At 36.2% G+C, this 13,275-nt stretch carries 9 protein-coding genes; 8 read left to right on the top strand and 1 reads right to left on the bottom strand.

From position 1 onward, the window contains the following. Positions 1–138 precede the first annotated feature (138 nt). From ptsP to K6I41_RS07605, 7 genes are all read left to right on the top strand, one after another. Positions 139–2,994, top strand: a complete 2,856-nt coding sequence (ptsP, locus tag K6I41_RS07635) for a phosphoenolpyruvate--protein phosphotransferase (RefSeq protein WP_250375541.1) — start codon at positions 139–141, stop codon at positions 2,992–2,994. A gap of 15 nt (positions 2,995–3,009) precedes the next feature. Beyond that, positions 3,010–3,957 (top strand): 1-phosphofructokinase, encoded by a 948-nt coding sequence (pfkB, locus tag K6I41_RS07630; protein WP_250375540.1) that lies wholly within the window; start codon positions 3,010–3,012, stop codon positions 3,955–3,957. Further along, positions 3,944–5,662 (top strand): fructose-specific PTS transporter subunit EIIC, encoded by a 1,719-nt coding sequence (locus tag K6I41_RS07625; RefSeq protein WP_250375539.1) that lies wholly within the window; start codon positions 3,944–3,946, stop codon positions 5,660–5,662. Before pfkB ends, K6I41_RS07625 begins: the two co-directional genes overlap by 14 nt. Positions 5,663–6,510: 848 nt before the next feature. Continuing rightward, entirely contained in the window at positions 6,511–6,975 is a 465-nt protein-coding gene (locus tag K6I41_RS07620) for a MarR family winged helix-turn-helix transcriptional regulator (RefSeq protein WP_004791909.1), read from the top strand. A 180-nt stretch (positions 6,976–7,155) separates the two neighbouring features. Further along, complete coding sequence (locus tag K6I41_RS07615; protein WP_013197625.1) at positions 7,156–7,371, top strand: hypothetical protein; 216 nt, start codon at positions 7,156–7,158, stop codon at positions 7,369–7,371. A gap of 601 nt (positions 7,372–7,972) precedes the next feature. Beyond that, entirely contained in the window at positions 7,973–10,069 is a 2,097-nt protein-coding gene (locus tag K6I41_RS07610; protein ID WP_013197624.1) for a sensor domain-containing protein, read from the top strand. Positions 10,070–10,209: 140 nt separating this feature from the next. Continuing rightward, positions 10,210–10,653, top strand: coding sequence for a universal stress protein (locus K6I41_RS07605; RefSeq protein WP_250375538.1), 444 nt, complete (start codon positions 10,210–10,212; stop codon positions 10,651–10,653). A gap of 56 nt (positions 10,654–10,709) precedes the next feature. On the opposite strand, the gene K6I41_RS07600 is transcribed toward K6I41_RS07605, so the two are convergent. After that, positions 10,710–12,149 (bottom strand): glucose/sorbosone family PQQ-dependent dehydrogenase, encoded by a 1,440-nt coding sequence (locus tag K6I41_RS07600; RefSeq protein WP_250375537.1) that lies wholly within the window; start codon positions 12,147–12,149, stop codon positions 10,710–10,712. A gap of 393 nt (positions 12,150–12,542) precedes the next feature. On the opposite strand from K6I41_RS07600, the gene K6I41_RS07595 reads away from it, so the two are divergent. Then, positions 12,543–13,142 (top strand): SOS response-associated peptidase family protein, encoded by a 600-nt coding sequence (locus K6I41_RS07595; RefSeq protein WP_250375536.1) that lies wholly within the window; start codon positions 12,543–12,545, stop codon positions 13,140–13,142. Positions 13,143–13,275 lie beyond the last annotated feature (133 nt).

Raw genomic sequence — 13,275 nt, 5'->3', positions numbered from 1 at the left:
TCGATATAAACTTAAAGTTCTGCTATGGTAATTTCTCTGAAGCTGTTGTTTAAAAACAGGTAAACCAACCTATTTTAATACAAACAGCTTCTTTTTTTCTGTTTTAGTTAAAACCTAAGAAATTGTTCAAGGATAAGTATGCTAGCACTCGAGCCTCGACATATTCATATGAATCAACATGCTGTTGATAAAAAGCATGCATTACAGTGTCTAGTAGATATATTAGTAAAAGATGGGTTAGTTACGCCTGAATATATAACAGGACTCATCAATCGTGAACAACAAAGCGCTACCTATTTAGGCCAAGGTATTGCTATTCCGCATGGTACGCCACAATCTCGTGAATTTATTTTAGAAACAGGTATTCGATTAGCTCACTTCCCTGAAGGAATAATTTGGGATGGGGAAAACACGATTTATTTAGCTGTTGTTATTGCAGCAAAATCTGATGAGCATTTACAAGTACTACAAATATTAACTAGAGCGTTAATGCAGGATGTAAGCGAACAAGTAAAAAATGCGACGCAACCTGAGCAAATTATTGAACTATTACAAGCTCAACCTCTATCCTTAACTCTGCACGAAAATTTAATTCAAACTGAAATTGAATCTCAAGATATCGAAGACTTATTGTGGTCAGCCTCTCAAATTCTCAAAAAACATAATTTCGTAAAATGTGGTTTTTTAAGCTCACTTGAGCCAGATCAAGTTATCCAGTTACAAGACCAGATCTGGTCTATTTCTAGCAGTAAGTTTGTTCAACAGCCAGCAATCAGTATTGTAAAACCACGCCATGCTTTAGATGTAAATGGACAAAAACTAAATACTCTCGTCTGTATTGCCGCTAATGAGCAGTTAGATAGTCAAAGATTTAACCGACTGATTGATATTTTATTTAACCCAGAACAAGTTGCACAGCTAGATCAAACACAAGCACCAAATGAGATTGCTAAAATTATTGGTGCAGATGTTATTCCAGATTGGCCTCATCGTTCGGTTGTATTAGCCAATGCCCATGGATTACATGCTCGACCAGCGACTCATTTGGTGAACTTAACTAAAAGTTTTCAAGGTGATATTCAAGTCGCGGTGGACGATGGTAATTTTGTTTCGGCCAAAAGTTTGACGCGCCTCTTGGCTTTAGGATGTAAACGTGGTCAAACTTTACGTTTTATTGCCGAGCCAGAAACAGATGCTGTTGAAGCTTTAGATAAAGTTATTCAGGCCGTGCAAGAAGGCTTAGGAGAAGAAGTTGAACCTATTCAATCTTCAGATACCCAAGAAGCTCAATCACCTCAAACAGTCAAATCATTGCCGAAAACATTGAGTACAAATACAGGTATTCCGGCTTCTAGTGGTCTAGCTTTTGGCCCCGTACATGTCATCAAACCTAAGGTTTACCAATATGAACGTATGGGTTTAAGCGTTAAAGCAGAAAAAGAGAAACTTGATATTGCTCTTCACGCAGTTAAAAACAATATTCACCAAGTTATTGCAAAATCTGAAGTAGCTGAAATTAAGCAAATTTTCCAAGCGCATTTGGAAATGCTAGACGACCCAGATCTTATTAATGGTGTTTATCAAAAGATTAACTTAAACCTTTCTGCTCCTGCTGCTTGGCATGAACATATTGAAGCAGCAGCTAAAGAGCAAGCAGCTTTACCAGACCGATTACTGGCTGAGCGTGCTACAGACTTACGTGATATTGGCGATCGGGTTTTAGCACAGCTTTGTGGTGAAGTTATTATCGAAGAGCCTAAAGAGCCTTATATTTTGATCATGTATGATGTGGGCCCTAGTGATGTGGCTCGCCTTAATAAAGATCGAGTAGCAGGCATTTTGACAGCTGTAGGCGGTGCAAGTGCACATAGCGCTATTGTTGCTCGTGCTTTAGGTATTCCTGCAATTGTTGGTGCTGGTGAGCAAGTACTAGAGATTGAACAAAAGAGTTCTCTTTTAATTAATGGAGATACAGGAACTTTTGTATTAAACCCGAACACTCAGCAAATCGAACACGCCAAACAAGAACGAGAGCTTCAACAAAAAATTCGTGAAGAGGCTGAACGTCACAGCCAAGAACCTGCGATTACCCTAGATCAACATCAAATTGAAGTTGCTGCAAATTTAGGAAAAGTTCAAGCTACAGCACACGCAGTTGAATGTGGCGCAGAAGCAATTGGCTTACTTAGAACAGAGCTTGTTTTTATGGCTCATAGCAGTGCTCCAAGTGAAGCTACCCAAGAAGCAGATTATCGTGTTGTGCTAGATGCCCTTGCTGGTCGCCCACTTGTAGTACGTACTCTTGATGTAGGTGGTGACAAGCCACTTCCTTACTTGCCAATTGCTGAAGAAGAAAATCCATTTTTAGGCTTAAGAGGTATCCGTTTGACATTAAGACAGCCAGAGCTGTTACGTCAACAACTTATCGCTTTGCTTAAAGCCGCAGATGATCGTCCTTTACGAATCATGTTTCCAATGATTGGCCGTGTGGAAGAATGGCGTGCTGCCAAAGCTATTCTTGATGAAGTTAAAGCTGTACATCCATGCGCCAACTTACAAGTTGGTATCATGATAGAAGTTCCTTCTGCTGCTTTACTTGCGCCTATTCTTGCTCAAGAAGTGGACTTTTTCAGCATAGGAACAAATGACTTAACCCAATATACTTTAGCTATTGACCGTGGTCACCCTATCCTATCAGCTGAAGCAGACGGCCTCCACCCAAGTATTTTGCAATTGATTGATCACACTGTAAAAGCTGCACACAAACATGGCAAATGGGTGGGTATATGTGGAGAACTCGCAGCTGATCCAAAAGCTGTACCGATTCTTATGGGATTAGGCGTAGATGAGCTCAGCATGTCTCCAAATAGTATTCCTTTAGTAAAAGCCCAAATTCGTACACTTAACTATAGCCAAGCTCAAGCACTTGCAAAACGCGCACTAGAATGTGAGAGCGCTACTGCTGTACGTCAGTTATCCGAACATGAAATCTAAAGATTAGGAACAGTAATGGCTAAAGTTTTAACAATTACTTTAAATCCTGCAATTGATGTAACGATACAACTCAATGAGTTACAGGTTGGCGAGGTAAATCGCCAAGAATCTGTAGAAATACATGCAGCAGGCAAAGGATTAAATATTGCACAAGTTTTAAAAGATTTGGGGCATGAAGTTATCGTTTCTGGCTTTCTAGGAACAACGAACAAACAAATTTTTGATGATCATTTTAAAGAAGCTCAATTCCAACCTGAGTTTATTTATATTGAGGGCGAGACTCGTCAAAATATAAAAATTGCTGAACATTCCGGGCGTATGACCGATTTAAATGGAAAAGGTTTCTTAGTTTCTGAACTAGATAAAAAGAACCTCTTTCAAAAAATCGAAATGATTTTGCCACAAGTAGATGTAGTTGCCATTGCCGGGAGCCTTCCACAAGGTTTTAGTGTTGATGAATTACAGCAACTTATTAAACTAATTCAACAGCAAGGGAAAAAAGTTGCACTTGATACAAGTGGTAAAGCATTGGTCGCTGCAATTGAATGTCAACCATGGATGATTAAGCCAAATACAGATGAGCTAGTAGAAAGTTATCAGCTTCCTGCCGCGACTTATGCTGAACAAAAAAAGCTTTTTGAAAAATTAGCTAAAATTGAACATGTCGTTATTTCAATGGGCGAAGACGGTGTAAACTGGCTACACAACACTCACCCACTTCATGCAAAAGCCCCTAAAGTGATCGTTAAAAGTACCGTTGGTGCGGGTGACTCTCTTTTAGCAGGTATGATTCATGGCCTAATAAATGGCTTCTCTGATGAAGAAACATTAAAAACTGCTACCGCAATCGCAAGCCATGCTGTCACACAAATTGGTTTTCGTATTCCCAATGCCGAAACGCTAAACCAATTAAAAGCCCAAACCACAATCAATTCATTGAGTGAATCTGATGCTAACTGCTAAACATTTATTATTTGTCATTAATAGTCCGCAACAGCAAGTCAATGCTTTGATTTTAGCTCGAAAACTTGCACAAGTCGCATCCCAACAGGGTTATCCAAATAACATTATTTCGCTTGATGAATTCGAAATAAGTGAAAACTTTGATCAAGTCATTGTTGTTGGACAACGGCCGAAAGATCTTAATAGTTTTGGTACACATCCATTATCTTTCATTAGCATTGAAGAGATAAAGAATAATGCTCACACAGCTTTCCAAACTGCCTTAGATCACTTTAAGCCAGCTCAAGATTGGATAAGTGATAATAGCTTGGCAGTAACTACTACTAAAAAGTTTGTAGCAATCACTGCGTGTCCTACGGGTGTTGCCCATACTTTTATGGCTGCCGAAGCTTTACAACAAGGTGCAGAAAAGCTTGGGTATGAGATTGAAGTAGAAACACAAGGTTCTGTTGGTGCAAAAAATATTTTATCAGCTCAAGCTATTGCTGAAGCAGACATTGTGATTCTTGCCACTGACATTGAAGTTAACACAGACCGTTTTGTAGGTAAGCGTGTTTATCGGTGTGGTACAGGTTTTGCTCTAAAGCAAACAAATAAAGCCTTTGCTGAAGCAATCAGCAATGCGCAAGTTTTAGAACAAGGTAAGCAACAAGCATCGACAGAAAATAAAGATAAAACCGAAAAAGTTGGCGTATATAAACATCTCTTAACTGGTGTTTCTTTTATGCTGCCTATGGTGGTGGCTGGAGGTCTGTTAATTGCTCTCTCCTTATGCTTTGGCTTAAATGCTGCTGAGCAAGCTGGAAGTTTACCAGCCATATTAAAACAAATTGGTGCTGCGGCATTTATGCTCATGGTCCCGATGTTATCGGGCTATATTGCCTACTCAATTGCTGATCGCCCTGGTCTTGCACCTGGTTTAATTGGGGGCTTACTCGCTTCTCAGCTACAAGCAGGTTTTTTAGGCGGTATTGTTTCAGGTTTTCTTGCGGGTTATATCGCACTATTTATTGCTAAAAAACTTAAACTCCCTACAAGTTTAGAAGCACTTAAACCGATTTTAATTATTCCATTATTAGGTACATTATTTGTTGGTCTCATTATGTTCTACGTGGTTGGACAACCTGTAGCACATATTTTCGAGCTAATGAAAGACTTCTTAAATAACATGGGTACAACAAATGCTGTGTTAATGGGAATTATATTAGCCAGCATGATGTGTATCGATTTAGGCGGTCCAATTAATAAGGCAGCCTACGCTTTTACTGTTGGATTATTGACAACAAATACCTATATGCCAATGGCAGCAACAATGGCGGGTGGTATGGTCCCTGCTATTGGTATGGCTATTGCGACTTTCATTGCTAAAAATAAATTTAGTACAGGAGAGAAAGATGCTGGAAAAGCTGCTTTCGTATTAGGTTTATGTTTTATTTCCGAGGGTGCTATTCCCTTTGCAGCTAAAGACCCAATGCGTGTTATTCCAACTTGCATTTTAGGTGGGGCTGTGACTGGAGCACTTGTTGCATTATTCCATTGCGAATTAGTTACTCCTCATGGCGGCGTATTTGTTCTTTTAATTCCAAATGCAATTAACCATGCTTGGTTATATCTTGCTGCCATTGCAGCAGGTAGTATTGTTACAGGCATAAGCTATGCGATTGTTAAGAAAAAGATAGAAGAAAAAATTGTGACCACTGCATAATTAAAAAAGGGAGAATATAAATTCTCCCTTTTTTCAGATTTCATATGTTTCAACAAATAAAACTCTTCAATTACCCGCTTTACGCCTCGCATAATTTAATCTAAATAACTGTTGCTATAAGCTGTGCTAGTACTTTCTCTTCCAACTTTATTGTTAAAATGAACCTATCTGTGAGTTAGAAGATGAGTAGCATGCAGCATGAGTAAAAACTCTTAAAAATATAATTTATAGACAAAAAAGCTAAATATATAAGGTTCCCCATTCCACCAGCTATTTAATTTTATATATAATAATCAATAAGTTAATAAATTAATCAAATTTATTTCACTAAATAATAGATGATTCATGTTAAATGTATGGTAAATTCCACAAACGATAAAACAAAATAAATTATTGATATTTATAAATATTTATTATTTAAATATCTTGATTTTTCATAATTATGACTTTAGAGACAAAAACTATCTCGTTCAATGCCACGTTCAAATCATAATTTTTTTTCTACGATGCGCTTGTAAGCCAATATCGTTCAATTAACGATCAAGCAAGCCTAGATGCAATCTTGTATATCTGTTCAAAGATTTTAAGGAATTAATGGCTATGACTTATCAAGTCACATTAACTTTCAACAAACTTTGACCATAGTAGAAGAGTATTTTTAGTTTGTGCAAAGTATAGGAAAACTTATCAAGACAAGGTCCTTTAAACCATGTCATTGTTAAATTTAGCTATATAAATTTTGCTCACCAAGTAAAGTCCTGATATAACTTGCTTAATGAAACTATATTTTTCAACTATTAAAGATAGTTCACCAGAAATGCGATCCACCAAGGTATGGGGAAAAGTCAATGACAAAGAAGTATGCGCGTTTTTTACCTACAACAGAATCTTTTACTCTTGAAGATTTTCCATATTATTGGATTACTCAAGTACATGCTCAGTATGTACAAAATATTGATAATGCTTTGAAAAAATATGGTTTAGATAACTCACGTCGACGCATTATGTTGGCTTTAAGTAGTAAGCCCCATGCGAGTGTTTCTGAACTTTCAGATATGATAATTTCAAAAATGTCGACGACCACCAAGATTGTTTATCGTTTAAAAGATGAAGGTTTGGTTGAGACTTATTCTTGTCAGACCGATGGTCGAATCACCCGCGTAGTACTTACAGACAAAGGTACTGAAATGATCAATAAGATTAATGACCTAACCAGCGTAGTACTCGAACAATCTTTCGAAGGTATCACCCCTTTGCAATTAGAAAAAATGATGGAAAGTTTAAAATTACTTTTAAAGAATCTTTCTCGTTAAAAATAGGATAGACATCTTATTAAGCTCTCCTAGGAGAGCTTTTCTATTTTAATGCCTCGTCTGGGTATTGATAGAAACAACACCTCACATAAAATAAGCAATTAACTTCTCATCTGTTGACTTGAGTCCTTAACTCCAGTAGAAATTCTCTTTCAACAACTGCATAGCAAATTTTTGAAAATGGCTAAAAGAAAATACAAAAGTGACAAATTTCAAGTGCGTCGTATTAACCGTCAATGGTGGGTACTTGAAAAAGACCTTGAAACAAACTGCTATTTTAAACATGAACGAGTAGCAACAAAAACCTTAGCAAACAACTATGCTGATGATTATATTGAACAATATTATATGAATCTCTATATTCAACAAGAGTTGAAAAAACCTGAAACTGTATAAAAAAGCCATTTGGCTTTTTTTTATTTTTAATATTTAAAGATTATAAGGTCAAAAATTAAGAATAAAAAAAACCTACATCTTGGGGAAAATGTAGGCTATAAAATGCACAAAAAGGAAATATATATCCTTCTTGATGAAAAGAATTTTACGATAATATAAGCCTTTATTTTATATTACTTTTGTAAACTTAATAGTGGTTATTGTATTTATTCAGACTTTTAAAAACCTCCCCGTCTTTATATATCGTGGTTAAATTTTGGCTTATTAAGATTTTAATCCTCGCAATTTAATCCTTCTCATTTTTATAATTTATTTTCATGGCTTTTATTAAGATAGTTCTGCAGAGACAAATATAAGCTTCTGTTTTAATAAGTTTTTTACAAAAATAAGCATAAATCTTTTTTTAACTTAAGACAGATAAAAATTAATAAATAACAAAAACATAAATTAAATATTAAGTATATAATTTATTTAAGATCTCAATTTTAGTTCAAAAAAAAGACAATTGAAATTTATTTATTACTGTTTTGATTACTACAGAAAGATTACAATAACGACTAATAATTAGATTACCCGCCCATACAATCTTTCTAGGCATGTTATGACTTCAATGTCGAACAACACCCAAAAGCATTTTATTGTTGAGCAGATTCCACTACCGACTTGGGTCAGTGATGAAAATGGCTTGATATTATATTGCAATGTAGAGTGTACAGAATATTGGCAGGATACTTTTTCTCCATTACCTCAGCAATGGTTAGATTTTATATCTCCTGTCGATTTAGACGAAGTCAAAAATAGATGGCTCGAAGCAATTCGCCTGCAAAAAAGAATAGAATTAAAATGCCGACTTTTACAAAGTGGCAATCAATATAGATGGTGCAAACTTTCCATTCAAGCATCTAAATATCGTGGCTCTTCTTTAGCCAGCGAATGGTATGTCAGCTTTTTAGATATTGATCACGATATTCAAGAGCAACAAAACCTACAAAAGAATATTGAAATACAAAATCAAATGTTAGACATCAGTGTAGATTGCATTAAAGTATTAAATGTAGACGGCACAGTTTCTCATATGAATAAATCAGGATGCCTCGCTCTAGGTGTCCCTGTTGATGAAACAAAATTTGGGATGAAATGGCTTGAGCTTTTGCCACCTCATATTCGTAAGCGTGGACGTGTCGCTTTAAAAAAAGCCCTTCAAGGCAAAGTTGCCAGATTCGCTGGAATGAGTTGTTTACCAGATCAGGATCCTGAATATTGGGATAATATGTTGACCCCGATTCATCGGGAAAATGGTGAAATCATACAGATACTGTGTGTATCCCGTAACGTCACTCAACAGCATCTGACAGAAAATCAACTTAGAAATATGAGTGAAAGAGATGAGCTGACCGGATTATGTAATCGGCGTTCATTTAAATTTCAGCTTAAACGGACCCTCGCATATTCAAAAGACAGCCAAACAAGTGTGGGTTTACTATTAATTGACCTTGATCATTTTAAGCATATTAATGACACATTAGGGCATAGCGCAGGCGACCATCTTTTAAAAGTTTTATCCAAACGGTTTAGTCATTGTGTTGATGATGAAAGATGCTTTGTCGCAAGACTGGGTGGAGATGAATTTGCGGTTATTATTAATAACCTTAAATCTGAAAGTGATGTGCGTGACCTAGCAGCGATCTTACTTCAGCAGCTAAATCAACCTATTACCTATTTAGGCAATGTTCTAAATGGTGGTATGAGTATTGGCTGTGCGATTTATCCTCAAGATGCCGTCGACCAATCAGGTTTACTCAGTTGTGCAGATATGGCATTGCATGATTTAAAAGCACGTGGTCGTGGTGGTATTCGCATGTATGACCCATGCATGATGCAAATGACCGAAACAGTCGCTTCTCAGCTTAATTTAGCACGTCAGCTTATTCGTCATCATACCATCCAGCCCTACTATCAACCTAAAGTAGATTTAAAAACTCATCGTGTTGTAGGTTTTGAAGCTTTATTGCGATGGCATACAACTTCCGCTCAAAGAGGCTATCCTTCTCAAATTGCAGAGGCTTTTAAAGATTATAATTTAGCGAGTAAAATCGGTGAAACGATGCAACATCAAGTTTTACGTGATATCGCAAAATGGATAGATCTTGGTATTAAACCCCTTCCTGTTTCACTCAATGCTGCTCCAGTTGAGTTTTTAAGAGACAACTATGCTGAACGGCTTTTGAAAAAGATCAATCAATTTCAAATTCCAACACATTATATTGAAGTAGAAGTCACTGAACATATGTTGGGTGATCGAGGTTCAGAGTATGTGATCCGTGCACTTAATAAATTAAAACAACATGGCGTACATATTGCTTTAGATGACTTTGGTACAGGTTTCTCATCGCTTACCCATATTCGTGACTATCCAATTGACAGTTTAAAAGTAGACTGTAGTTTTATACAAAAGATGCAACATGACCCATCAATTTATGCGATTGTTCAAGCAATTGGATTACTCGCTCCAAATTTATCACTGGGGCTTATTGCAGAAGGAATTGAAACCCCTGAACAAGAAGAACTACTTCGACAATTTGGATATAGTATAGGCCAAGGATTCTTGTTTGAATCTGCTATAGATGCCAATCAAGTCATTTCAATACTTAAGCAGAATCAACCTTACTTAGAAAGTCATTATCATGCTTTAAGATAAAATTTATAATAAAATCTCTCATCTTTCTCCATACTAAAAATAAACAATAATCTTTCAAAAATTGTTCATAATATAAGCATAAAGATAATAAATCGGTGTTTTGGCACCATACATTGTCACAGGACAATAAGGAGCAATATATGAGTTATCACCATATCTTGGTTCCAGTCGATGGTTCTCCTACTTCACTCATTGCTGTCAATCATGCAGCAGCACTTGCTAAGGCCTTTAGTAGTAAAGTGACTCTAGTATATGCGCTTACTATAGATCCTTTTATTTCTGTAGAATTCATTGATAGTACAGAATTAGCACAGGATTACTTTAATAAAGCTAGAGCATCTATTCAGGGTATTTTAGACCAAGCGAAAGAACAATTTAGCCAACATGGAATTTCTGTTGAAACAAAAATTGTTGAGGGTCAAACAATTCACACAGAAATTATTAAAGCCGCTACTGAACTCAAAGCTGACCTATTAGTGATTGGTTCTCATGGTCGAAAAGGGTTTAAAAAGTTCTTCTTAGGAAGTGTGACTCAAGCTCTTTTAGGAGAAATTCATTTACCGGTATTAGTCGTAACTGAATAATTTTTCTTAAGCTAAAAAAACCGATCTTATGTAGATCGGTTTTTTAATGGCCTGTGTTACTGAGCTTTATATGTAAATTTAATCAGAGACCCAGGGTTTTCTAATGTGTTCGTTACAGAGCCATCATCTTTTTGGACATTTCCGGCTGTATCAGTCAACACGTATAAAACATTTCCATCTGGACTTGCAATCACGTCACGATAACGGTTGTTGCTTTTAAACATTGGTACCGCATCATCATAAGTCGCACTATACGTTGGATCTAACTTAATACGGAAAATAACACCACGTTTTAAAGATGGAACCAATAATGTATTTTCCCAACCAGCAATTGCTTTTTTGCCGCCCTTATAGACATAAGCAGATGACGGCGCAACGGTTGGCCAGCAAATGTAGGTCATATCCCCACAAGTTGGATCATTATAGTTATAGCTATCCTGCACGGTATATAAAGTTTTTAACGGTGATACAAAGTTTTTACCAGTCCATTCAGACTCTTTCGTCACAGGTACACCTGCCGCTACTTTTACTCCGTTTTGCCCTAAATCTTTAATTTGTGACTTATTGGTTGCTGCCGAATAATTTGCATAGGCATAGCCGCTGTCATCTTTATAACCCGCTACATTTGGCCAACCATAGTTACCACCCTTAACTATGAGGTTAATTTCATCATCAGAGTTTGGACCTTGTTCAGATTGCAACAATTTACCATTTGGAGTAAATGCTAAGCCCTGCGGATTACGGTGTCCGAGCGTATAAATATGGCTAACCACCCCGTTAAAACTTGGATTATCTTTTGGAATACTTCCATCAAGATTTAAGCGTAGTACTTTACCCATATAGGTATGATAGTCTTTGCTACTCACTTCTTGTTGAGTCGGCGTATGTTGTGCTTGATTTGGCAAGAATAAATAAGCAAGCTGGTTACGCCCTTGATCACCAATCGTATAGTAAATCTTTTGGTCTGGACCAATGACAAGACGACCGGATTGATGGTCTTTTGATGAAGGTAATCCTGCTAATAAATCGACTGGCTTCTCAAGAGTATCAGTTGACTTATTATAGGTATATCGACGAATAATCGTTTGATTCGGTAGTTCTTTATCTGTAGATTTCGGATTTTTAAATGTACCCGAAATGTAGATATAAGAATTATTTTTAAAATCAGGATGGAAAGCAAAGCCTAATAAACCATTTTGTCCATCAGCATCATTTACAATCTCAGGCACCTGAAAAACTGTTTTTACACTGCCCGACTCCGGATTCACTCTTAGAATCTTACCTGTTGCGCGCTCTGTTAACCAAATTTGATTATCAGGTCCCCACAACAAAGCATGTGGCTTATTTAAATTAGATAGAATAACTTTCTTGTCAAAGTTTTCTGATTTCGCTTTAGCAAATTGAGATGGAGTTAGAGGAATATCAGCAAATGCTGAGAGTGTAACTAGCTGAGCAGCGCCTAATAAAGCAATTTTAGCCAATAAATGTTTATTCATGTGTCCACCTTATAAATTGTCAAAATTTTCCGAGAATTTTTAAACCTCTAATAAAGGGTTTGTAAGAGTTCTCTATATGATTTGTATTATGATGAATAACGAATCTATTAAAATCTAAATTTCTGAAAGGCTCTGTTGCATAAAAGTAGCTATTAAAACTGAATAAACTCTCTTTAAGATGAGCAACTTAACTATACGATTTATCTATTCAATTCATTTTATATCTGAAACTTTTTTGAAATGGCCATTATTTAAATAAATATTTATTAACGAAGTAATTGATAGTTAAAAATTAATACTCAAAGAGACAATTCTAATTATAAAAATATACATCACTAAAGATTAAAAGTTAGAAGCTGTAATTGAGAGCTATTTTTGCAATGAAGGTGTCTTATGTGTGCAAACTTTAAACCTATTAAGAAAACACATGCCAATCAATTAAACTTATTTGAACCCACTTTTGAATATAAGATGGATATTTTTCCAAGTGATGATTGCCCATTCATTTTATCGAATGAAAATGAGCTTGAGTGGAGAAAAGCTAAATTTGGAATGCTTCCCCCTTATGCCAAAGAAATTGCTTTCAAATACGCAACGTATAATGCCAGAACAGAGACAGTACAACAAAAGCGCTCTTTTAAACATGCTTGGTTAAATGACCAATTTGCGCTTATTCCTGTTGAAGCCATTTATGAACCTAAATATATCAATGGAAAAGCGCATTGGTATGGTATTTTCCGGCAAGATGAGCAACCTTTTACACTGGCTGCGATCTTTGAAGAAACACTTATTGATGAACAGAAAGTTAGATCAATGTCGCTATTAACAATCAATGCTGATCATCACCCTTTTATGAAACAATTTCATAAACCAGATGATCTTAGAAATGATTGGCTCAACTGCACTCATTCTGAAGCAAAAGATTTTTTCTTAGATATGCCTGCGAATGAATTTACCTCAATGCCGAAAGCTGAAATGAAGAATTATGATTAAATTGGTTTAGTCGACTTAGGTTAGTCAGCCTTAAAAACTTATGCTATTCTTCGGGCACTTTTAGATGCCTCAAATCTTTATACCTATGACACTTACGCCACCTTAAGTTTATTTACCCTTATTCATTGTAAAT

This window comes from Acinetobacter sp. AS23 (assembly GCF_023612055.1).
Lineage (GTDB): Bacteria > Pseudomonadota > Gammaproteobacteria > Pseudomonadales > Moraxellaceae > Acinetobacter > Acinetobacter oleivorans.
The sequence above is the reverse complement of the archived record's forward strand: the minus strand, read 5'-3'. Positions and strand labels throughout refer to the sequence as shown.